This is a genomic window from Halomonas sp. AOP25-F1-15 (genome assembly GCF_052378675.1).
Lineage (GTDB): Bacteria > Pseudomonadota > Gammaproteobacteria > Pseudomonadales > Halomonadaceae > Vreelandella > Vreelandella casei.
Genome location: NZ_JBQSXV010000001.1, coordinates 173,795 through 196,898 on the forward strand (window position 1 = coordinate 173,795; position 23,104 = coordinate 196,898).

A 23,104-nucleotide genomic window follows, 5' to 3' on the forward strand; every position below is an offset into this window, starting at 1 on the left:
AGAGCTTACATCGACTAACTAGGAGGAAAGCCCGTGCTTCCCCTACAAGACATAAAAGTGCTGGATGTATCGCAAATTATGGCCGGTCCCTACTGCACCATGGTGTTGGCTGACATGGGCGCTGAGGTGATTAAGGTGGAGAAGCTCAATGGCGGTGATGACAGCCGCCAAATGGGGCCTTACGTCAACGGCGAATCGACCTGCTTTTCACAGATTAATCGTAATAAAAAGAGCATATCGCTTAATCTAAAAGATGAACGCGCTAGAGAAATTTTCTATCGCTTAGCCGCTGATGCCGATGTGATTGTCGAAAACTACCGGCCTGGCGTCACAAAATCGCTGGCCATTGATTACGACACGATTAAGGCCATCAACCCTGGCATCGTGTACTGCTCCATTTCAGGCTACGGACAAACCGGGCCGTATAGCCACAAAGGTGGATTCGACCTGGTGGCGCAAGGCATGACGGGATTGATGTCGATGACCGGTGAGCAGGGCAAACGCCCGCTGAAAACCGGCATTGCTGTTTACGACATTGGGGCGGGACTCACCGCGATTTATTCAATCCTGGCGGCATGCATTCACAAGATGAAGACGGGCGCCGGCCAGTATATTGATATCGCCATTACCGAGTGTGGCTTGCCCTGGTTTACCTGGGAGGCGGCAGCGTATTTTTCTGAAGGCACCGTGCCTAAGCCAACGGGGTGGCGCCATCGCGTGTCTGCGCCTTATCAGGCCGTCAAAGCCAGCGATGGCTATTTGATGCTCGGCTGTGCCAATCAACGAACCTGGGAACGCTTTTGTCAGGATGTCTTAAAACGCGAGGAGTTAATGGCAGACCCGCGTTTTATCACTAACCAGACGCGCGGTCAGCACGTTGAAGAGCTGGAAGCGTTGCTTGAAGAGCTGATGGCCGACCAAAGTGTGAATGAGTGGCTAACGCTTTGTGACCGCGCGGGTGTACCGGCAGGGCCTATTAACGATTTCGCTCAAGCCATGCAGGATGAGCACTACGTAGCGCGAGGCATGGTGCAGGAGATGGATCACCCGGTGATAGGCAAAATGAAGACGATAGGCTTTCCCAGTAAGTTTTCGGAAACGCCCTCGCAAATTCGTAGCCCTGCACCTTTGTTTGCTCAGCATACTGATGAAGTACTTGATAGCCTAGGTATTTCTGGTGAAGAGCTTGATGCTTTACGCGCTGAAGGATGCATCAAGTAACGCTTTTTTGATGTGATAAATTGCATTCATTATCCATTTTGAATAACGCTAAGCGGCAGATCCAGCCGCGAGCCGTACAACAACAAACAGGAGCGTCATCATGTTAAAACTTAATTTTCACCCATCCGGTCGTCATTTTTTGCAAATTCCTGGCCCATCACCGGTGCCAGACCGCATCTTACGCGCGATGAGCCTGCCCACCATTGACCACCGTGGGCCGGAGTTCGGCGCGCTGGGTCTCGAACTGCTGAGCAAGGTTAAAAAAATATTCAAGACCGAGAACCCGGTAATTATTTACCCAGCGTCAGGTACCGGTGCCTGGGAGGCCGCGTTAGCCAATACCATGTCACCTGGCGACCGTGTGCTGATGTTTGAAACCGGCCACTTTGCCACGCTATGGCAAAAAATGGCTCTGCGTCTGGACATTCAGCCCGAATTTCTGAGCCTGCCTGGCTATGAAGGCTGGCGCCAGGGTGTGCAGGCAGACATGATCGAAGCGCGCTTAAAAGAAGATACCGGTCACGAGCTGAAAGCGGTGTGCGTTGTACATAACGAAACCTCTACCGGCGTCACCAGTGACATTGCGGCCGTGCGTAAGGCTATTGATGCGGCGGGCCACCCTGCATTGCTGATTGTCGATACTATTTCAGGCTTGGCCAGCGCCGACTTCCGTCACGATGAATGGGGCGTAGATGTTACTGTTTCCGGCTCCCAAAAGGGCCTGATGCTGCCGCCAGGCATCAGTTTTAACGCGCTCTCACCTAAAGCAATCGAAGCGAGTAAGCAGTCGACATTGCCAAAAAGTTTTTGGGCTTGGGATGAAATTCTAGAGGCCAATAAGAACGGCTACTGGCCCTACACGCCAAGCACTAACCTGCTTTACGGCCTGAATGAAGCGCTGGATATGCTGTTGGACGAAGGTCTCGACAATGTGCTGGCTCGCCATCAGCGCTGGGGAGCCGGCGTGCGCGCAGCGGTAGCAGCGTGGGGGCTAGAAATTCAGTGCCAGGACTCTGCGGTGTATTCGCCGGTACTGACGGGTGTGGTGATGCCCGAAGGCGTTGATTCGGATGCGGTGCGCAAGATCATTTATGAGCGATTTGATCTTTCACTTGGCATGGGGCTGGGTAAGGCCAAGGGCAAGATGTTCCGGATTGGCCATTTAGGCGACTGCAACGATCTAACCCTGATTGCCACCCTGGGCGGCTGTGAGGCGGGCATGAAGCTTGCTGGCGTGAAGCTGAAGGGAAGCGGTGTGCTTGCCGCGCTGGATTACTTTGCAGCTAATCCGCTCAATGCAGGCGCAGCAGAGCGCTAAATGACGGGGGAGAGCCACATGACGTCTCTGACCAATCATCGCCTGCCCGGTGATGCCAAGATTCGACCGCTCGGCGAGTTTGCCGAGCGGCTATCCCGCGAAATGGAAGGTGAAGTACGGTTTGATCGGGCAACGCGGGGGCGCTATTCAACCGATGCCTCTATTTATCAGGTGACGCCGGTAGGCGTGGTCATCCCGCGCCACCAGCAGGATTTGAAAATAGCGCTGGATATCGCCCGAGATGCTAGCGTGCCGATATTGGCGCGGGGAGCGGGGACTAGCCAGTGTGGCCAAACCGTTGGCGAGGCGCTGGTGATTGATACTACGCGCTGGCTCAATCAGATCGTCGATTTCGACGCCGAGGCACTCACCGTGGTGGTCGAGCCAGGCATTGTGCTTGACCACCTGAATGCGTGGCTTAAGCCGCATGGGCTATGGTATCCGGTGGATGTTTCTACCAGCGCGCAGTGCACGATTGGCGGAATGACGGGCAATAACTCATGTGGGTCTCGCTCGATTTACTACGGCAATATGGTGCATAACGTGCTGGGCGTCGAGGCGCTTTTAGCCGACGGCAGCGCGGCCAACTTCGGTTTCGTGGACAGTGTCGCTCAAGGCTCCCAGGAGCAGCGCATTGCTGAGCAGATCAAGGCCATCGCGCAGCGTGTCGCGCCTGAAATACGTGACCACTTCCCCAAGGTGTTGCGGCGGGTAGGTGGTTATAATCTGGATCTGTTCGATTGCCAAAATCCTATTCCCTATGATCTTGACGGGCGTGCGAACCTCGCCCACTTATTGGTGGGCTCTGAAGGGACGCTAGGCGTTAGCCAGCGTATTAAGCTCAGGCTGTCACCGCTGCCCGAGCAAAAAGTCCTGGGCGTGGTGAATTTCCCGACGTTTTATCAGGCGATGGACTTCACTCAACATATCGTCAAGCTTGGCCCCACGGCGGTTGAGCTGGTTGATCGCACGATGATTGAGCTATCGCTGGAAAATCCTGCGTTTCGGCCTGTCATTGAAAAGGCGCTAATTGGTAAGCCTGAAGCGATTTTGCTCGTGGAGTTTGCCGGCCAAGACCACGCGGCACAGATGGAGGTACTGCGTGGCCTTAGTGAGCTGATGGCTGATTTAGGCCTGCCTGGCAGCGTGGTCGACATGCCAGGAGCCGCTGAGCAGAAAGCATTGTGGAACGTGCGTAAAGCTGGGCTCAACATCATGATGAGTATGAAGGGCGACGGTAAGCCGGTTTCCTTCATTGAAGACTGCGCGGTGCCGCTAGAGCATTTGGCGGAGTACACCGAAAAGCTGACCGACGTGTTTAACCGCTACGGCACGGAAGGCACCTGGTATGCCCACGCAGGCGTCGGCACGTTGCACGTGCGCCCGATTCTCGACATGCGCCGGGATGGCGCAGAGAAAATGCGTGAAATCGCCGAGCTAGCCTCCGCGCTAGTGCGCGAATATAAAGGCGCCTACTCCGGTGAGCATGGCGATGGTATCTGCCGTGGCGAATGGGTGGCGTGGCAGTTCGGTGAGACGATCAACGACGCCTTTCGTGAAATAAAGCAACTGTTTGATCCTAACAATCTGTTCAATCCGGGCAAGATTGTCGATACTCCCAAAATGGACGACGAACGCTACTTTCGTTTTCCTAAAGCCTATAAAACCATCCCGCTAACCCCGGTGTTTGACTGGTCCGCTTGGAATGTAAAGCGTGACCCGCTCACCGGCGAGCAAACGTCGCCAGGCAGCGGCGGCGATGCCACCCATGGCTTGGCTATGGCCGTGGAGATGTGCAACAACAACGGCCACTGCCGTAAGTTTGACGCGGGAACCATGTGTCCAAGTTTTCGCATTACCAAGGACGAACAACATTTAACCCGGGGCCGTGCTAATACGCTGCGTTTGGTGCTTTCCGGTCAATTGGGTGATGGAGGGCTCGCCAGCGACGATGTCAAAGAGGCGCTGGATCTATGCGTTTCGTGTAAGGGCTGTAAACGCGACTGCCCTACGGGCGTGGATATGGCCAAATTCAAAATAGAGGCACGTACTGCCCGCGCGCGTCTTAAAGGGATCTCTTTACGTGACCGTATGGTGGGGGAAATGCCGCGCTACGCCCCGTGGGCCAGCAAGTTTTCCGTATTGGTCAACGGCGTTGAGCGAGTGCCTTTTTTAGCCAAGCAAATCAAACAGGCGCTTAAGCTTGCGCCCCAGCGTTCGCTGCCTCTATTTAACGGCAACTTCCTTGCCAGTGCCGAGGCGTCCCCGCACGCTGCGCGGGAAGTGCTGCTGTTCGTTGATACCTTTAATAACTATATGGAAGGCGATAATGCCAAGGCGGCCAAACGGGTGCTGGAAGCTGCGGGCTACCGCGTTCATCTGAATGTTACGAAAGGGCAGCGCCCCCTTTGCTGCGGGCGAACCTATCTATCGTCGGGCCAGTTCGATAAGGCCAAAGCAGAAGCCAAGCGCACCCTTGAGCATCTGATGCCCTTTGTGGAGCGTGGTGTGGCCGTCGTGGGGCTAGAACCTTCTTGCTTACTCAGCATGCGCGATGAGTTTCTGCAGTACGGCTTTGGTGAAGAAGCGAAAGCACTGTCGTCATCGGCGTATTTGTTTGAAGAGTTTTTGGTCAACGCGCGTGCGGCGGATCAGCTTCCGCTGGAACTTAAAGCGCTGCCATACGGGCACGCTATGCTGCACGGCCACTGCCACCAAAAGGCGTTTGATGCACTGCGCCCCGTCGAGCAAGTGCTAGGCTGGATTCCCGGCCTTGAGGTCAAAACAATTGAGTCCTCGTGCTGCGGTATGGCGGGCAGCTTTGGCTATGAAGCGGAGCACTATGAGGCATCGCTAAAAATGGCCGAGCTCTCGCTGTTGCCCGCTATTCGCAGCGCTGATAAAGATGCTGTACTCATTGCTGACGGCACAAGCTGTCGCCATCAAATTCATGATGGCAGCGGTCGTGAAGCAATACACGTTGCTCGATTGCTGGAACAAGCGCTAGCCTGAATGCTGTACATCAATAAAAACCTAGGAGGTCTAAGTGGCCATTTATCAATATGGCGAGCATCGCCCGGATATTCACGACGACGTATACGTTGCCGAAACGGCAGATGTTATCGGCCAAGTGACCTTAAAAGCGCATTCAAGCGTGTGGTATCAGGCGGTATTGCGCGGTGATTCGGATCACCTTGAGGTTGGCGAAGAGAGCAATATTCAGGATGGCGCAGTGCTGCATGCAGACCCAGGCTTTCCGCTTAAAGTAGGTAAAGGCGTAACGGTAGGGCACCAGGCCATGCTGCACGGCTGCACGGTTGGCGATGGCTGCCTAATCGGTATCCAGGCGGTGGTGCTCAATGGCGCGGTGATTGGTGAAAATAGCTTAGTAGGTGCCGGTGCCTTTATTAAGGAAGGCGCGGTGTTCCCAGCTAACTCCTTAATTGTTGGTTCACCTGCTCGCGTGGTGCGAACGCTTTCCGAGGAAGCGGTGGCGGGTCTGAAGAAAAATGCTCAGGGCTACGTAGAGCGTAGCAAGCGCCATCGCCAAGAACTCAAGCGAATAGACTGACTGCACTTGTCCCGCTCCAAACGTAAACCCCCAGGCCAAGGCCTGGGGGTTTGCGTTTCTGCTACAACAACCGCCACTTTTACATTAACGGGTCGGTCACGCCGATCACGTAGAACGCAACCAGTGCGATGATGCCGGTAAAAATCAGATAGTAAATGGTGGGTAGGATCGTCTTGCGGATCGTCGTGCCTTCTCGGCCCAATAGCCCGACCGTTGCCGACGCTGCGACCACGTTATGGATAGCGATCATATTACCCGCCGCCGCACCTACCGCTTGCAGTGCAATCATCATCGCCGTCGAAAGGCCAAGGGATTGCGCGACGCTGAACTGGAACTCTGCCAGCATTAGGTTAGACACGGTGTTGGAGCCTGCAATGAAGGCGCCCATTGCCCCGACAGCGGGTGCAAAGAAGGGGTAAATGCCACCTACGCCATCGGCCACCGCTTGCGCCATCATCACCGGCATAGACACAAGGTCTGCGCCATTAACACCCGAGTTGATCAGGATACGTACCATCGGCACGGTGAAGACCAACACGAAGCCCGCACCAAAAATCGTTTTGGTGGACTCTGAGACGGCGGCGCTAATTTTTTGTGGATTCATGCGGTGCAAGAAGTAGGTAATGATCACCACTGCTACAATAATTCCACCGGGTAGATACAGCGGCTGCACGCCGCCGCTAACGCCCGCTTCGCCAAGAATGTTGTTCCAGTCCAGGCTGATTGACGTTAACGCGACGCGCAGCGGCTCAATGGTCCGTGATGCGACTAAGAACAGCGCCAGCAATACGTAAGGTACCCAGCCTTTAAAGGTCGACATAGGCGCTTTGCCCGCAACGTCTTCCAGCTTGATTTGTAGATTGCCAATCCACTCATCGGGCCAAGACGAAGATTCAGGAAAGTCCCAGGTATCTTTAGGCAGCAAGAAGCCTCGCTTGGCGGCAGGCACCACAATCGCTAAGCCCACCATAGCGCCTATCATAGACGGGAACTCAGGCCCTAGCAGCACGCCGACTAGCATGTAAGGCACGACGAAGCAGATGCCGGTAAAAATAGCGAAAGGGGTAATCGACAACCCCTCTTTCCAGGAGCGGTTGGCGCCGAAGAAACGCACCATTACCAGCACTAGGATCAGTGGCATTAAAATGCCCACGATGCCGTGAGTAATGGCGACCGAACTAGTGATTTGTTGAAAAAATACGTCCCAGCTAGAGCCGACCGAATCAAGCTGAGCGGTAATGCCCACGCGATCCACACCGCTACCAACGCCCACCACAATAGGTGTACCGACGGCGCCGAAAGAGACGGGCGTTGACTGAATCATCATACCCACAACGACCGCGGCAAGCGCCGGGAAGCCGAGAGCCACCATCAGCGGTGCCGCAACGGCGGCTGGCGTACCGAAGCCAGAAGCGCCTTCGATGAAGCAGCCGAATAGCCAGGCCACAATCAACGCCTGAACGCGCCGGTCAGGACTAATGCCCGAGAATCCGTTGCGAATCGCGGTAATGCCCCCGGAGTGCTTGAGGGTATTAAGCAGCAGGATAGCGCCAAAGATGATCCATAGAAGGCCTGCTGTCTGAATCAAGCCTTGAATAGTCGATGCCACGACGCGGGTAAAGGACATATTCCAAACGGTTAGGCCAATAATGGCAGCCGTTAGGAAAACGAGAGGCATCGCTATCTTAGCGGGTACTTTAAAGCCTACGAGTAGAATGCCGGCCAGCAGCAGCGGCAAGAAGGCCAGAAGTGCAAGTGTCGTTTCATTCATGAGAGGAACTGCCCCTTGTTATTGATTTGGTACGCTCCGCGAAAACCGCCTGGATTGTGTGTTACCAGCCGGGTGTAAGTGAAAGATACGGTTAGGTTAACAAGATGACTACATTGGAAAATTGGTCTTACCTGTTAAAGCCATTTTTAAAGGCGAGTTAAGTGTTGGTTTTTTTGCCTAACATGATGTTTTTAATGTGTTTTTTAATAATCTGTAAAGTGAGGGGTATAGCGCTCTCGTTAGACTAATAGACACCGTTTAGCGGTGCCTATTGCACGCATAGTTTCTTAAGCTCATTGTTGAACCACGCCAAGCGCATTCGCACGTTTGATAACCACTCGTTTCCTCACCATGGGGCAGTACTGATGGCACTAAAACTCTATGATTTATGTGGTCGAGATGAACAGCTTCGTTTCTCACCTTACTGCTGGCGCGTACGCATGACGCTTGCCCATAAAGGTTTGGAATTTACCACCGTGGCGTGGCGCTTTCTCGATAAAAAGGCGCTGGAGTTTGCCGACTACGACAAAGTACCCGTACTTTGCGACGGCGATAAAATCGTCACCGATAGCTTCGAAATCATGCGTTATTTGGATCAAGCGTATCCCGACGCGCCCGTGCTGGGTGACGGCGTCAGCTATCAGCGCGTGCTGCTGTTCAAATACTTTGTTGAGCGCAGTGTTACACCAGCGTTATTTCGTATCGTGGGTCTGGATTTACTCGCGGCGGTACACCCGGATGATCGCGCTTACTTTCGCGAAACGCGTGAAGCGCGGTTCGGCTGCACGCTAGAAGAATTCAGCCAGCCAGAGCAGGGTAAACAACAGCTCAAGCAGGTGTTGGCACCGGTGCGCGATTTACTGCGTGAAAGCGCATTTCTCGACGGTGACTCCCCCAGTGGTTCAGACTATTTGCTGTTTGGCAGCATGATGTGGGCTTACATCGTATCAACACAGGCGATTGTAGAACCGGGCGATCCGGTCGACGAATGGTTCCAGCGCATGCTTAGCGTTCACGATGGGGTGGCAAGTAATGCCCTGACCGTACGCGACATATAACGCACAGGGCGGTGCAGCCACGGCCGCCTGATGCATTAAGAAAGCCTTAATTTGCTCAGTGAGTGAATCAACGCTTTCATTAAGGAGATGGCAATGATTGATCTGTATTACTGGACAACCCCTAACGGCCACAAAATCTCCATCATGCTCGAAGAGGCCAAGCTTGCGTATCGAGTGAAGCCGATCAACATTGGGCGGGGCGAGCAGTTTGACCCTGAATTTCTCGCGATCGCGCCCAATAATCGCATCCCCGCCATTGTCGATCACTCCCCGCAGGACGGTGGCCAGCCGCTATCGATATTTGAATCTGGCGCGATACTTGAGTACCTCGCCGATAAAAGTGGGCAGTTCCTGCCCTCGGAAGGCCGCGAGCGCTATATCGTCTTGCAGTGGCTGCACTGGCAAATGGGCGGCTTAGGCCCGATGGCCGGCCAAAATCATCACTTCTGCAACTATGCGCCGCAAAAAATTGAGTACGCCATTGAACGTTACGTGCTCGAAACCAATCGGCTCTATAGCGTGCTGGACCAGCGTCTAGCGCACCATACGTTCGTAGGTGGTGATGACTACTCGATTGCGGATATGGCGATCTACCCTTGGATTGTTCCCTGGGAAAAACAGCGCCAAACGCTAGAAGAGTTTCCTGACTTGGAGCGCTGGTTCGATATGGTGAAAGCGCGCCCAGCCGTGCGCCGCGCTTACGCGTTGGTCGAAGATGTTAATCCACAGGCGGGCGTTGAAATGGATGAGCAAGCGCGTAAGCACTTGTTCAATAACCGCTAGTCGCGGGTTATCGGCGGTAATAAAAATACGCTATAAGTGAGCAGGCGCAGCATGAGATAAAATCATGTTGCGCTGCACAAAAAGCACTGTTAACTTTATAGTCAGCAGAGGCAAATGCCTAGCTTAGATCCGCCTAATCAAGGCATGTTGATGTGCTAGCTCACTTATGGGGATATGAAGATGGCTACTAAATCGAGTACTGATCAAACCGCGCAACAGCTTGAATCTGTGTTTGTATCGCCAATGCGCTCTTACACGCTGACCGCACTTGATTACTATGAACAGCTATTCAGTGCGCAGGTGGATGCTGCCCGCGCTTACTCCGATATGGCTATTTCACAAGCGCGGACTTGGCTTGATGTAAAAGACACTGACAGTTTCAAAAAAGCGCTCGAAAGCCAGCAGAAAACAGCCAGTGATTTCATGGAGCGTGTTAAAGGTGACACTGAAAAAGTGACGTCCATCAGTCAAAGCTTTGCTGAAGATAGCAAAAAGCAGGCTGAAGAAACCACCAAGAAAGCGGTAGAAACGGCTAAGCAGTAAGTTAGCTGATCTGGCTCAAAGCGCCGCTCCCTATGGGGTCGGCGCTTTTTTTTACGCTTTGCTGGCACGATCGATTAAGCGCAGGCAGGCAATACGGATAATGTGTTCAATGGCCGTTTGCCGTTCGGCTGCCGCAGCGTTGTTCAAGCGTTCTTCAAAGGCGGCTAAAATTGCGCCACGATCTAACCCCTTAACGGCAATCACAAAAGGAAAACCAAATTTCTTTTTATAAGCCTCATTAAGAGATTCAAACTGAGCGAACTCATCGGCACTGCAATGATGTAGACCTGCTCCGGCCTGTTCGCTGGTGGAATCCTGCGTTAATTCGCCTGAGATAGCGGCTTTGCCAGCCAAATCGGGGTGGGCACGAATGACATTGATTTGCTGCTCGCTGCTGGCCTGCTGCAGCATTAGGCCCATAAGCTGTGCCAGCCCATCAGGGGCGTCATGCTCTTCATTTAGGCCGTGATGCCAGGCGGCTTCTGCGACCCAAGGCGAGTGCTCATACACGTCCCCATAGTGAAGCGTCAGCATTTCAAGGCTGCATCGGCTAGGCGCTGGTGAAAGTACTAATGGGCGGTGGGTCGACACTGAAATTCTCCTAGGCATGCAGTTTTTCAAAGCGTAAAGCGATAGACTTAATGTATACAATAAAGAACGGCAGCGGTACTCCTTGACCGATAGGCTCAACGGTACAACGGCATGGATGTCGATCAAGTATCGCCAATAACCTTATAAAATAGGAGCGGCTATGGGGCGTTTAACTACCCACGTACTGGATACCGCCACGGGACAGCCCGGGCAGGGGATTACTATTGAGGTGTTTCGCTTGACCCGCAGTGAACGCCAGCATCTAAGCACCGTCATCACTAACAGTGACGGGCGCTGTGATGCACCTCTTTTAGAGGGCGATGCGTTGACTGCAGCTGAATATGAGCTGGTTTTTCATGCCGGTGACTACCTGAGAGCCCAGGGCGTAGAGGCTAATGAGCCCCGCTTTTTAGATATGATTCCACTGCGCTTTGGTGTTGCTGATGTCAGCCAGCACTATCATGTGCCGCTGCTGCTATCGCCCTATGGCTACTCAACTTACCGCGGTAGCTAAAATCTCCGATTAACTATTACGTGATAACCAACATGCGCGATGAAGAGCACGATATCATTGCGGCTTGGAAGGAATGATCAGAGAGGCTAGCTATGAGTGATGCGCAGGCACCGGTAAAGCGGCGCGCTTCCGTTAATAAAAATAGCAAAGAGGGCGATGAGCGCCACGAAGTGATTTACCGGTCTATCAGCGATGCGATTGTGGAGCAACGTTTAAAGCCTGGTGCCCGGCTGCGTGAAGATGCGTTGTCGGAAGTATTTGGTATTAGCCGTACCGGGATTCGTAAAATCTTACAGCGCTTAGCGCTGGAGCAATTAGTCACACTCACGCCACGCCGCGGCGCTAGTGTTACCCGGCCAACCGCTGATGAAGCCAAAGACGTTTTCGATGCTCGTCAGTTAATCGAGTGCGGGTTAATGCCCGATGTGGCAAGACACATGAGCGACAAAGAAGCCGCTGAGCTTCGCGAAATGGCCCGCCAAGAGCGCCAAGCGCTGCGCAGTGGCCAGCAAAGTGTGGCTATTCGTCTCTCGGCGGATTTTCACGTGCGCTTAGCGCAGCTTTCAGGCAACGCCACCCTGGCGGAGTTTGTTGAGCGCCTGTGCTCGCGCTCTTCGCTGATACTCGCCGTTTACGGTCATCGCGGCCACCTGGGCTGCGAATCCCATGACCACGATGACCTAATCGGGCATTTAGAATCAGGCAACGGAGAGCGCGCTAAAGCCTTTATGAGCCGCCACCTAAAAGCCATCGAAGCTTCGCTTTCCATGGTTGAAGAGCAAGAGAGCGCACCGGATTTGCAGCAGATATTTGGGGGTTAGGTTAGGTGCGCTTCATCAGTTAAAAACATCCCAGCCGCAGTAATTAATGGCAACTCTCATAAAGCCGTCGGTGATTTCACGCAGACTCCAGATGATTAGAGCACCCTGACGCGTTATGTCCTAAACAAACGCCACCGGCTCTGGCCGATGGCGTTTGTTCTAGCAGTTAAAATTTCTCAACTTACCGTATGCTCAGCAAACGCAGACGCTGCCTTAAATTGACGCATTAAGCCGTAGTAGAATAGCCCGCCTAAGCCCGCGCCTATCAGCCAGCCGTAGCCGCCTAGGCTTGATAGTGCGGGAGCTAGAACGGTAGAAAGAGAGAACATCGCAGCGGCGCCAAAGGCGATAAGGGCGCGGATGTTCCAACCATTCACGTAATAGTAGGCGCCGCCCGGCGCTGATGAGAACAGCTCCTGCATATTCAAATGCTGGCGCTTGATCAGGTAGTAATCGACCACGATGATGCCGTAGAACGGCGCGACGATTGCACCAAGTGCGTTTACGAATCCGGGAATGCCTATTTGACTGATCACGGAGATCCAAAGCGCGCCGACAAAGAAAGCAATAATGGCGGTAATCAGGCCGCCTGTCTTAAAGCTGATTTTGCTGGGAAACAGGTTGGCCAGGTCATAGGCGGGCGGAATAAAGTTGGCCACTAAGTTAATGCCTACCGTAGCGGCGAAGAAGGTGAGGGCAGCGACAATCGTCAGCGGCAGCGAATCAACCCGCTCAACGATATCGGCGGGGTTGGTCAGTGCCTCGCCAAACAGCACCAGTGTGCCTGCCGTAATAATTAGTGCAATAAAAGAGAAGAAAGCCACGTTAAGCGGTAAGCCTAGCAGGTTGCCAAGCTTCATCTGGCGCTCGGTTTTCACAAATCGCGTGAAGTCGCCAAAGTTGATTACCACCGCTGCGAAATACGCCACCATGGTCCCGACAATGGCCATAAAGGCGGCAATCGAACTGCCACTGGCTTCACCATCGCCGCTAAAAATAGTGCCAATAGCAGGTAGTAATTCGCTGCCCGCCTGATACCAAACAACCGCCATTAACACCAGCATCACCACATAGACCAGTGGGCCTGCCAAGTTTAGAAAGTGTTTGATGCGCTCAATGCCCTGCCAGAAAATCGCGATTTGGAACAGCCAAACAATCACAAACGACACCCACGCCACGCCGGAAAGGCCGAGGAAAGTACTCCCGCTGCCCGCACCAATAAAGGCGGTAATAAGCAGCGTTACCGCGGTTGATGCGAAGTAGGTTTGTACGCCGTACCAGAAGATACCGACGATGGCACGTAGTATGGCGGGCAAATTCGCGCCGCGAACACCCATGCTGGCACGTACCATCACTGGAAACGGAATGCCGTATTTAACGCTGGGCTTACCGGTAAGGTTGACCAAAAACATCACGATCACGCCCGCCAGTATAATGGCAGCCATTACCGCCCAGCCGTTCAGGCCATAACTCAAAAATAACGAAGCGGCTAGGGTATAGCCAAATAGGCTTTGGATATCGTTCGACCAGACGTTAAAGATCTCAAACGCGCCCCAGTTACGATCTTGAGGTTTAAGCGGCGCAAGGTCCTCGTTATACAGCGTCGGGTCGATGTGCCTAATGTCTAAATCACTCACGTCGTTGCTCTCTTTCATTTTATTGGCTCAAGGTTGGCGCGTGGGTTACTGACTAAAGCGCTGGCAGGGTGCCCAGTACTTCATCAGCAGGTAATAGCTAATGCCTGCAGGGATAAGGCTGGCGTACCAGGAGATCGCCGAGAAAGAAAGCGCCGCCACAATGCCAATCGCCGTGGCAATCAGTGCCGCCGCGTTAACGCCTTTATAAGGCCCCTCCGGGTCATACAGCTTGCTGATATCTAGAGTGCGACGGCGAATGATGTAGTAGTCGACGACGAGGATGGCAAAGATGGGGCCGAGGAATGCTGAATAGGTCTGCACAAACATCTGTAGGCCCGCTGCAGAGCCTGGCTGGACAAGCTTCCAAGGGAATGTGGCAAACGCCAGTAGCCCAACGATGATCGTGGCGATCGGAAACTTGATCTTAAAGACGTCCATCAATACGTAGGTCGGCGGCACCACGTTATTGAGTACGTTGGTGGTGACCTGCGCGAAGGCGATGAATAGTAGGGTGGTCATCAACAGCGGCGTATTGTCGACGGCGTTAGCAAATACTTGGATAGGGTCTGCAGTGCCGGTGGCTTGCGAAACCATGTAGCCAATCAAACCCATAAATAGCGTGCAGGGCAGAATCGACATGGCATAAATGGTCGTCAGCAGGCTTTGGGCCGTGCCTTTTTTATGCTCACGTGAGTAGTCGCTAACGTTGAGCATCATGGTGCTGTATATGCCAAGAAATAGCATGGTCGCACCCCAGAAGGGCATGCCCCATGAGCCTTCCATGGTTAGCAGGCTGGCTGAAAGCTCATCGCCATAGCGCTGCACCGTGGCGTAAAACATGTACATCAGTGAGGCTAGGATAAAAACGCTGCCGATGTTTTCTAGCCATTTGATGCCCTGGAACCCCATGACCGATAGGCCGATTTGCAAAAACTGGAAGGTAATAAAGTAGAAAATAAGGTTGTCAAAACCGAACAGCGTAGCCGACACCATATTCAGTGCCCCTGCGCCAATCCAGCTTTGAAAGCCGTACCACACTACCGCAGGCACCGCGCGAACTAATCCAGGCAACCGCGTGCCGGTAAAGCCGAACGCACTACGTGCTTGAACCATGAACGGTATGCCGTACTTGTAGCCTGCGGCCCCGTTAATGGCCAGGGCAATGCCGATGACAAAGCATCCGATGGCAATGGCCAGCGTAGCTTGTAGCAGGTTTAACGTGCCGACAACGCTTGAACCCATGGCAAAGGTGCCAATGGAAACGCAGCCGCCGAACCACGCCAGAAAGTAGGAGCTACGCCCCATTATTCGGGTGTCTTGAGGGGCCAGGCTTTCAGCCCCCATGCTTTTTATTCCCACCGTGTCGTTCGCAGTAGATTGATTCTTTGACGCAAGAGCCGAAGTTGAAGTGCTCATGATGTAGTTCTCGCAAGATTATCGGTTTTATTGGTAGCTTGAGTATTTTCATACCCAAGCAACGCTTGCGGCGTGGCGTGCTAATGGACGTGTTGCTTATCTTGTATAATATTAATTATTATTAGCAATATTGCGAGCGTTGTCAGTTAGTGATGTCTGTCAGTTAAGGCGCTGCCCGTCATATCGGAAGACTATGAGTTAAGCGGCAGTGAAAGATCAGAAAGCGCCGCAAACTTACCCGTGAATGCTTTTGGTCGTGGGTAGGCAAGGTCGCCATGCTTACTGGTGTGCAGCCCTAAGCTAACCAGTGATTCAGCTAGTTTCAGCGCTGCGCTGACGCCTTCAATCACCGGCAGACCTACTTCGCGACTAATCTGTTGGGTCAAATTAGCCATGCCGCCGCAGCCTAAAACGATGGCGCCGATATCATCTTTATCCCGCGCACGGCAGCACTCTTCGACGATGCGGGCAAATGCAGCCTCAGGATGATGCTCAAGGTCTAAAACCGGAATTTCAGCTGCGCGAATGCGCCGACAGTGGTGGCTGAAACCATACTGCTGAAGCAAGTGCTCGGCGATAATGCCGGTACGCCCCAGCGTGGTGACAATCGAAAAGCGAGTGCTGATCAGCGTGGCAAGATGAAAGGCCGCTTCGGCAATGCCAATGACCGGCGCACGGGTCAGCTCCCTTGCGGCAAGTAGGCCCGGATCGCCAAAACAAGCCACCACGTAGGCATCAATACCGCCTTCGCGCTCGCCTTTAAGAACCTCTTCCGCCACGCCAACAGCGCTAATAACTTCGTCAAAGTGGCTTTCAATTGAAACGGGCCCCGCATCCGGCTGCGAGGCGCTAACCTGAGTGCCTGCGCCTGCCTGCTGCAGCGCTGCATGATAAATAGCAGCGGTCATGGAGGCCGTGGTGTTGGGATTGATAATTCGTATATGCATGATAAGTAATCCGCATGTAAACAATATTTCTTTTCTTGTATACAAAAATAGGGCGATTATCAGCGTAGCGCAAGTAACTAAAATGAGCTGGCCATAAAAAAGGCAATCAGGGTCAGCGGCTAGTGGCTATGAATGTGACTGCTAGATTCATTATTAGCGTGAAAAAGGCCCGTGGATTCCAGTGTACTAACCTGTGGGCGCGTTGCGGTTGTTCGTTAATGTCGCTATTTTGTATACAAACGTTTTACGGGTTCGCTAAGCACGTTATCTCGGCTATGTTTTACTCAACGATAGCCAAGAATTGGAATCAAGGAGCTATGCATGTCGTCATCACCTTCGAACCTCTACGCTCGTGACCTAATCGGTTACGGACGAAATCCGCCCCACGCTAACTGGCCTGGAAAGGCAAAGATTGCCGTCCAATTCGTGCTCAACTACGAAGAGGGCGGCGAAAATTCCGTACTGCATGGTGATTCAGGCTCAGAGCAGTTTTTATCTGAGATTATCGGCGCACCAGCCTATCCTGATCGTCACCTGAGCATGGAGTCGATTTACGAATATGGTTCGCGGGCCGGGGTGTGGCGCATTCTGCGCGAATTTGAAAAACGTGATTTACCGCTCACAATATTTGGCGTGGCGATGGCGCTGGAGCGTAATCCTGACGTCGCTCAGGCATTTAAAGAGCTAGGCCACGAAATTGCCTGCCATGGCTATCGCTGGATTCACTATCAAGAAGTCTCGGAGCACGTTGAGCGGGCGCATCTTCAGCAGGCCATGGAGATTTTTCAGCGGCTTTATGGTGAGAAGCCGCAAGGCTGGTACACCGGCCGCGATAGCCCTAATACGCGCAAGCTAGTGCTGGACGAGGGCGGCTTCCTTTACGATAGCGACTATTACGGCGATGATTTACCCTTCTGGACTCGTGTCACCGATAGTCAGGGCAGTGATCATAATCATTTAATTGTGCCTTACACGCTCGACACTAATGATATGCGCTTTGCCGCCCCGCAGGGGTTCAATACCGCAGATCACTTCTTTACTTATCTACGTGATGCCTTTGATGTGCTTTACGCAGAAGGGGAAGAGGCGCCGAAAATGCTCTCTATTGGAATGCACTGTCGTTTACTTGGGCGGCCTGGGCGTTTTCGAGCATTGCAGCGCTTTTTAGATTATATCGAAAGCCATGACCGCGTTTGGGTTGCGCGGCGAGTTGATATCGCCCGCCATTGGGCCGAGCATCATCCCGCATCAACGTGACATTAAACTAGTTTATTAGGATGTTATGACGCCGCATATCGGACAGCGTATTACCGCTCAGTTTGACGAGTTAAGTGCCCAGGAGCAGCGCGTCGCGAGCTTCATTCTCGACCACTTTGACGATCTGGCGGTGTATAGCGGGGCCGATTTGGCGCGCTTAACCGGGGTATCTAAATCCACGGTCAGCCGTCTGTTCAAACGGCTGGGGTTTGAGAGCTATCGTACCGTTAAAGACCATGCCCGCCAGCTGCGCAATTTAGGCGTGCCGCTAGTGATCGACGCAAATGCCATGCAGGAAGAGGCCGGCGCGCCGTTCCAGCGTCATTTGCAGCGTGAGCAGGATAATCTGCAGCGCTGCTTAAGCGGCATCGCGGTGGACCAGTTTACTGCGCTTGTAGAGCGCCTGGATCGCGCGCGCCATGTGGTCGTGATCGGATTTCGTAACAGCTACCCGCTAGCACTACATTTTCGTCAGCAGTTGATTCAAGCGCGCACCCAGGTGCGGGTGGTTCCACACCCTAACCAGTCGTTAGCGGAAGAAATTGTCGATCTCTCCGAGCAGGATGTGGTGGTGCTGTTTGGGTTTCGCCGCCGCCCCGCGGCGTTTGCTGCGCTGGTGGATGCGCTTGAGCGCTCGTCGGCCAAGGTCGCATTAATTGCTGATCCAACCGCGGTGAATTTCGCCTCTCAAGTCACCTGGTTTATGGAAACGCCGCTTGAAAGCCTCTCGGCATTTGATAGTTACGCCGCAGCCAATAGCCTGATTTGTTTGCTGGCGAACGGCGTTTTACACCGTCGCCTGGCAGAGGGACGAGAGCGGATCAGCGCGATCAGCGATATGTACGTTGAGCTCAGTGAACTTGAAACACCGATCATGAGTATCGATTAGCACATACGTTAGAAATCGTTGGCGTTTCAACGTGAGGCGAAGATGTCCGCTAGCGCCCTAGCCTCACGCTGATTCTTGCTATTCGGCGTTCAGAAAGTCTGCCACATCAAGCAGTATCATCTCATTATCATCAGCCTGCCCTTGCTCGCGACCAATCGAGAACGGATAGTTATTGTCGTTGGCGACCACGATAGTTCTTTCATCGACTCTATCCACGTTCTCAATAGTCACAAAGGGAAAATTAAACGTGCCGTCGATCGTGCCTCGCGGTGCGATGCCGTTGGGATCTTGAATGTCCATGAGGTCTATATAGGCGATTTTCTCAAGCACACCTTGCTCGTTCGTGCGATCGAGGTCGATAAGATAGATACGCTTGAACTCGGCGGGATCGTTCGCCCACTCTGCTCTAGGGTCTCCTTGGCGGCTATCACGCTCGATAATCAGGCCGCGGGTGCCCTCAATAAGATTGAAGTCGCCAATGGCATGATCCGCTGACGCGAGTGGGTAATAGCGAGTTGTATCGCCCCATTCGCCTGTGTCAGTGCTGAGTTCGAACATTCTTAAGACGGGAGTGCCATCAATGGTTTCCGGGGCATTATCATTACTGTCCCATACAGGCTTTTCCAACAATGGATAGAGCGTTGTGTGGTCTTCGGAGAGCGCCATACCCTCATAGCCACCGGAGCGAAAAACGACAACATCATCTGAAAGTGGTGCGCCGGGGTTTGGGGTCAGGGCAAAGGCATTGTCGGGCGAGCGCATCATCGTGCCGCCTGGGTTTGTGGCTATCACTTGCAACACTTCACCCTCCTTATTGACCTGGATAATCCAGGGGCCGAATTCATCACCAATCCAGTAGGTATCACCCACCGGCTGGATCGATTCGATGTCGAAATCAGCACCGGTCAAAAATCGCCCGGGGGTGGCTTCATTCATAATAGGGAAGGGTACCTTGCGGTTTGGGTCCGAGAGTTGAACGGTCTCCTCAATAGTGACGCGTCCGGTTTTCCAGTCGGGGTTTATGATGTTAAACATCAGTATGATATCGGAAGAGTTCGCCTTAGAGCCAAAGCCGTTATCGGTTAAGACCAGAAAACGATCGTCGCCAAGCGAGCGTATACCTGAAAACCCTTGCAGCGGCTGGCTGGGAAAAGGGAGCGCTAAACCAGTGGCTTGTACGTTAGTGTATAACTGCTCAATACGTCCTTCTTCTCCAGTAAAGCGGCCTGAGGTGTTGTAGTGTTCAGCGGCGCCGGATGGGGCCGCTACAAACGTGCTGCCGGGCAGTTGAGCATGACTGGACAAGGTGGCAGGAAAGGCCTGCTGAGAATAAGCTGAATCCGTAAATACAAAGGCGAGTAAGGCTGTGGCGAGTATCGGTTTCATCATCACTATTTAACCTTTGCAAAGAAGATAAGATGTAGCTGAGCAGGGTCAGCTACATCTATCTTCTTCAACAAAGGTGATAGTTGAATGACAGAAAGCAGATCTTTTAATTTCTGGCCGTTTTGACTATTTTGGCTAACGTTTTTTGTTTACTGGTTAACCATTCCACTGAGTCGCCTGAGCGAACACAAGAAACGCCAACGCAATCAGCACCCATATGCAAAAGAGGGGGAAGAAGAACTTGACCCATTTTTGCCACGTCACCCCAGCCAGTGCCAGCGTGGCCATAAAGTAGCCTGACGTTGGGTAAAGAATATTGCCAATGCCGTCGCCGAGCTGGAAAGCCAGCACCGCGGTTTGTCGTGTGACGCCAATAATATCGGAAAGCGGTGCCATCAGCGGCATAGTCACCAGGGCCTGACCGCTACCGGAAGGAATGATGAAGTTAAAGCCTAGCTGGGCGAAGAACATGCCAATAGCCGACAGTAACGTGGGCAGGCCGCCAACCAGATTGCCCAGTCCAAACACCAGCGTATCCATGATCTGACCATCTTCCAGCATCACGGCGACACCGCGAGCAACCCCTGCGATCATCGCTCCCACGAGCACATCACGGAAGCCCTGGTTAAAGCCTGCGCATATTTCGTCGGTGTTAAGCCCCGCGATCAGCCCCACCACAATCCCCATAATGATGAAAAGCCCGGCCATCTCCATCATGAACCAGCCTTGCTGTAACACGCCGTAAATTAGCACGCCGAAGAAGGCAAAGGCCGCGATTGCAGCTAGCTTTTGACGACCGTTGGCCACCAGTGCGCGGCCATTATCGGCATGCTGATAGAGCGAACGCTTTTCAGACTCGCCCGGGTCACTGCTGAGCAGGCTAAAGGATGGTTCGTTATGCACTTTGCGGGCGTAGCGCATGACAAAGAAAATGGCCGCCGCCAGCATGACAATAAACGCCAAGATGCGCAGCCCGTAGCCTGAATAAAGCGGGAGTGCTGAAAGCTGCTGGCCCAGGCCGGTATTGATGGGGTTGAGTACGCCAGTAGTGAAGCCGACAGTAGTGGCACATAAAGCCACCGCCGCCGCCGTCACTGAGTCAAAGCGTAATGCAATCATCAGTGGCAGGATTACCGGGACGTAAACCAGCGCCAGCTCCTGAGTGCCAATAACGGTCGCGATGAGGGCAAATACTGTCATCAGCACTGGAATGGTCAGCAGGCTTTGTCGGGCAAAGCGCCTAGTCAGCTTATCGACACCAATCTCGATAATGCCGGTATGCCTCAATACCATGAACATGCCGCCAATCATGAAGGTAAAAAAGACAACTTCCCCGGCACTCATCAAGCCGTTGGGAATCGCCAGCATGAAATCGACAATGCCCACCGGAGAGGGGGCTATTTGTTCATAAGAGGTCGGGTCGATGGTGATACGACCAGCCGGGCCTGGAACGCGCTCGAACTGCCCTGCGGGCACAAAGTGCGTGGCGATCGCCGCTAGCGCAATAAATATGAACAAAACGGCGTAGATATCAGGGATTCTACACCAGCTTTTCTTAGGCACTGGGCGTTCAGGGGAGGGCGAAGGGGGGATTTGTTGGGACATGCGTTGCCTCGCGTTATTTAAAGCCACCCTTGAGGGCAGCCGTTGTTATAAATGCCTAGTTATAAATGCTTAGTTATAAATGCCTAGTGTGAGCCGAGCAATGACATCGTCTAGCCACTAGATCAACAAGGGCCAAACGGTGAAGCACTGTCATTTGAGACACTGTCATTTGAAACATTGCCATTTGAAGCATGGTTCGTATGGTTTTAGAATTATGAAACGAAAGTTTCTAAAGAAGTTACTATTGGGAGGAGTGTTTCACAAGGGCTTTGCGAAAGATCGCTTTAATGTGGGTCGCAGATCTTGTATACAAGATGTTTTCTTTATTTTAATAAAATCAGATAGGACCAATCATGCCAGCTACTTACTACGCTCCCACGGGCGGTCATCCGCCGCAAACGCAGTTAACCGCTGACCGCGCTGTTTTTACCGAAGCCTATGCGCTGATTCCTAAAGGCGTGATGCGTGACATAGTGACAAGCAATTTACCGTTCTGGGAAGGCACGCGCCTGTGGGTGCTCGCGCGGCCGCTATCAGGCTTTGCTGAAACATTCTCACAGTACATTATGGAAGTGCAGCCCAACGGCGGTAGCGATAAGCCTGAGCTGGACCCTCAAGCTGAAGGCGTTCTGTTTGTGGTGGAGGGTGAGTTAACGCTTACATTAGCGGGCGAGCGCCATACCATGGTGCCCGGTGGCTATGCGTTTATACCGCCTGGCAGTGATTGGCAGGTACGTAACGAATCAGCAGCAGCAGTGCGCTTTCATTGGGTTCGTAAGTCCTTTGAGTTTGTCGAAGGGCTCGACGTGCCCAAAGCGTTTGTGGTCAATGAGCAAGACATTGCCCCTGTTGAAATGCCGGGCACCAACGGAAGCTGGGCGACGACACGCTTCGTTGATCCTAATGACGTGCGCCACGATATGCATGTGACCATTGTAACGTTCCAGCCGGGCGGCGTTATTCCCTTCGATGAAACCCACGTGATGGAACATGGCCTTTACGTGCTGGAAGGTAAGGCGGTTTATCACCTTAATCAGCAGTGGGTTGAAGTAGAGGCCGGCGACTTTATGTGGCTGCGCGCATTCTGCCCCCAAGCCTGTTACGCCGGTGGGCCAGGGCCGTTCCGCTATCTGCTATATAAAGACGTTAATCGTCATCCCGCCCTTCGTCTGAAATAACGTGTAAGGACAACGCAATGCTTAAACTCACTGCCACACCGCTAACGGCAGAGGCGTTTGCTCCCTTTGGCGATGTGATTGATGCGCGCAACGCCGCATCGTTCCCTATCAACGCTGGTCGTACCCAGCGCCATCATGACCTCGCTAAGGTGGAAACGCTGGGTGAAAACGGCCACACGCTGATCAACATTTTTATCAGTCAGCCGATCACACTGCCGCTTGAACTGACGTTTTTAGAGCGCCACCCTCAAGGCAGCCAGGCGTTTATGCCGCTGCATGAAGAGCGCTTTATCGTGGTGGTGGCCACTCCCGGCGAGCATATTAACTCAGGTGACGTGCGTGCCTTTGTGACCGACGGCCATCAAGGCGTCAACTACCGTGCAGGCACCTGGCATGCCGTTCAATCGGTGCTGGAACGAGAAGGCGAGTTTTTGGTGGTAGATCGAGGCGGTGACGGCAATAACTGCGAAGAGTTTCCCATGGCGATAACCGTGACCTTGGAATAATCCGTGCCTGTGAGTGGTACCGCTGTCATATAGAGCGCGTTAAACTGATAAGCTAGTGTTATTCAATAGAGTCTCGTTATCCAATAGCGTCA

General features: G+C 53.1%; 20 protein-coding genes. 13 read left to right on the plus strand and 7 right to left on the minus strand.

All coding sequences use genetic code 11. The annotated features are described in order from the left end of the window. Positions 1 to 33: 33 nt before the first annotated feature. The 4 genes from ACT3TF_RS00785 (at position 34) to ACT3TF_RS00800 (ending at position 6,110) form a co-directional block, all read left to right on the plus strand. Positions 34 to 1,221 (plus strand): CaiB/BaiF CoA transferase family protein, encoded by a 1,188-nt coding sequence (locus ACT3TF_RS00785; protein WP_441686233.1) that lies wholly within the window; start codon positions 34 to 36, stop codon positions 1,219 to 1,221. A 100-nt stretch (positions 1,222 to 1,321) separates the two neighbouring features. After that, on the plus strand, positions 1,322 to 2,539 hold the full coding sequence (locus tag ACT3TF_RS00790) for a pyridoxal-phosphate-dependent aminotransferase family protein (protein ID WP_444671380.1): 1,218 nt from the start codon (positions 1,322 to 1,324) through the stop codon (positions 2,537 to 2,539). Between the two features lie 18 nt (positions 2,540 to 2,557). Beyond that, entirely contained in the window at positions 2,558 to 5,551 is a 2,994-nt protein-coding gene (locus ACT3TF_RS00795; protein WP_441686235.1) for an FAD-binding and (Fe-S)-binding domain-containing protein, read from the plus strand. Positions 5,552 to 5,585: 34 nt separating this feature from the next. Then, positions 5,586 to 6,110: a gamma carbonic anhydrase family protein gene (locus tag ACT3TF_RS00800; protein WP_096278286.1), complete on the plus strand. Its 525-nt coding sequence runs from the start codon at positions 5,586 to 5,588 to the stop codon at positions 6,108 to 6,110. Positions 6,111 to 6,189: 79 nt separating this feature from the next. Here ACT3TF_RS00800 and ACT3TF_RS00805 read toward each other — a convergent pair whose 3' ends face one another. After that, a complete protein-coding gene (locus tag ACT3TF_RS00805) occupies positions 6,190 to 7,881 on the minus strand; it encodes an L-lactate permease (RefSeq protein WP_192536295.1) in 1,692 nt (563 codons plus the stop codon). Between the two features lie 365 nt (positions 7,882 to 8,246). Between ACT3TF_RS00805 and ACT3TF_RS00810 the strand changes: the two genes are divergently transcribed. The 3 genes from ACT3TF_RS00810 (at position 8,247) to ACT3TF_RS00820 (ending at position 10,265) form a co-directional block, all read left to right on the plus strand. Further along, positions 8,247 to 8,939 carry a glutathione S-transferase N-terminal domain-containing protein gene (locus tag ACT3TF_RS00810; RefSeq protein WP_441686237.1) on the plus strand — a complete coding sequence of 231 codons (693 nt, stop codon included), beginning with the start codon at positions 8,247 to 8,249 and terminating at the stop codon, positions 8,937 to 8,939. Positions 8,940 to 9,032: 93 nt separating this feature from the next. Continuing rightward, on the plus strand, positions 9,033 to 9,722 hold the full coding sequence (locus ACT3TF_RS00815) for a glutathione S-transferase N-terminal domain-containing protein (protein WP_096278292.1): 690 nt from the start codon (positions 9,033 to 9,035) through the stop codon (positions 9,720 to 9,722). Between the two features lie 180 nt (positions 9,723 to 9,902). Then, positions 9,903 to 10,265: a phasin family protein gene (locus ACT3TF_RS00820; RefSeq protein ID WP_096278294.1), complete on the plus strand. Its 363-nt coding sequence runs from the start codon at positions 9,903 to 9,905 to the stop codon at positions 10,263 to 10,265. A 51-nt stretch (positions 10,266 to 10,316) separates the two neighbouring features. On the opposite strand, the gene uraD is transcribed toward ACT3TF_RS00820, so the two are convergent. Further along, entirely contained in the window at positions 10,317 to 10,856 is a 540-nt protein-coding gene (gene uraD, locus ACT3TF_RS00825) for a 2-oxo-4-hydroxy-4-carboxy-5-ureidoimidazoline decarboxylase (protein ID WP_441686239.1), read from the minus strand. Positions 10,857 to 11,016: 160 nt separating this feature from the next. On the opposite strand from uraD, the gene uraH reads away from it, so the two are divergent. Together uraH and ACT3TF_RS00835 are read left to right on the plus strand one after the other, a co-directional pair. After that, positions 11,017 to 11,370, plus strand: coding sequence for a hydroxyisourate hydrolase (gene uraH, locus ACT3TF_RS00830; RefSeq protein ID WP_096278298.1), 354 nt, complete (start codon positions 11,017 to 11,019; stop codon positions 11,368 to 11,370). 92 nt (positions 11,371 to 11,462) lie between these two features. Then, positions 11,463 to 12,191 carry a GntR family transcriptional regulator gene (locus tag ACT3TF_RS00835; RefSeq protein ID WP_441686241.1) on the plus strand — a complete coding sequence of 243 codons (729 nt, stop codon included), beginning with the start codon at positions 11,463 to 11,465 and terminating at the stop codon, positions 12,189 to 12,191. Positions 12,192 to 12,367: 176 nt separating this feature from the next. Here ACT3TF_RS00835 and ACT3TF_RS00840 read toward each other — a convergent pair whose 3' ends face one another. The 3 genes from ACT3TF_RS00840 to ACT3TF_RS00850 form a co-directional block, all read right to left on the minus strand. Further along, a complete protein-coding gene (locus ACT3TF_RS00840) occupies positions 12,368 to 13,846 on the minus strand; it encodes an NCS1 family nucleobase:cation symporter-1 (RefSeq protein ID WP_096278302.1) in 1,479 nt (492 codons plus the stop codon). Positions 13,847 to 13,873: 27 nt separating this feature from the next. Further along, positions 13,874 to 15,244 (minus strand): NCS1 family transporter, encoded by a 1,371-nt coding sequence (locus ACT3TF_RS00845; protein WP_441686243.1) that lies wholly within the window; start codon positions 15,242 to 15,244, stop codon positions 13,874 to 13,876. Positions 15,245 to 15,435: 191 nt separating this feature from the next. Further along, complete coding sequence (locus ACT3TF_RS00850; protein WP_441686245.1) at positions 15,436 to 16,191, minus strand: aspartate/glutamate racemase family protein; 756 nt, start codon at positions 16,189 to 16,191, stop codon at positions 15,436 to 15,438. Between the two features lie 321 nt (positions 16,192 to 16,512). On the opposite strand from ACT3TF_RS00850, the gene puuE reads away from it, so the two are divergent. Both puuE and ACT3TF_RS00860 read left to right on the plus strand, forming a co-directional pair. Beyond that, positions 16,513 to 17,448 carry an allantoinase PuuE gene (gene puuE, locus ACT3TF_RS00855; RefSeq protein ID WP_096278309.1) on the plus strand — a complete coding sequence of 312 codons (936 nt, stop codon included), beginning with the start codon at positions 16,513 to 16,515 and terminating at the stop codon, positions 17,446 to 17,448. A 25-nt stretch (positions 17,449 to 17,473) separates the two neighbouring features. Next, positions 17,474 to 18,337, plus strand: a complete 864-nt coding sequence (locus ACT3TF_RS00860) for a MurR/RpiR family transcriptional regulator (protein ID WP_444671381.1) — start codon at positions 17,474 to 17,476, stop codon at positions 18,335 to 18,337. A gap of 78 nt (positions 18,338 to 18,415) precedes the next feature. Here ACT3TF_RS00860 and ACT3TF_RS00865 read toward each other — a convergent pair whose 3' ends face one another. Continuing rightward, positions 18,416 to 19,726, minus strand: coding sequence for an esterase-like activity of phytase family protein (locus ACT3TF_RS00865; RefSeq protein ID WP_441686474.1), 1,311 nt, complete (start codon positions 19,724 to 19,726; stop codon positions 18,416 to 18,418). 153 nt (positions 19,727 to 19,879) lie between these two features. Continuing rightward, positions 19,880 to 21,328 (minus strand): YfcC family protein, encoded by a 1,449-nt coding sequence (locus ACT3TF_RS00870; protein ID WP_096278315.1) that lies wholly within the window; start codon positions 21,326 to 21,328, stop codon positions 19,880 to 19,882. A gap of 353 nt (positions 21,329 to 21,681) precedes the next feature. Between ACT3TF_RS00870 and ACT3TF_RS00875 the strand changes: the two genes are divergently transcribed. Together ACT3TF_RS00875 and ACT3TF_RS00880 are read left to right on the plus strand one after the other, a co-directional pair. After that, on the plus strand, positions 21,682 to 22,506 hold the full coding sequence (locus ACT3TF_RS00875) for a bifunctional allantoicase/(S)-ureidoglycine aminohydrolase (RefSeq protein WP_441686476.1): 825 nt from the start codon (positions 21,682 to 21,684) through the stop codon (positions 22,504 to 22,506). 17 nt (positions 22,507 to 22,523) lie between these two features. Further along, on the plus strand, positions 22,524 to 23,012 hold the full coding sequence (locus tag ACT3TF_RS00880; RefSeq protein WP_096278320.1) for an ureidoglycolate lyase: 489 nt from the start codon (positions 22,524 to 22,526) through the stop codon (positions 23,010 to 23,012). Positions 23,013 to 23,104 lie beyond the last annotated feature (92 nt).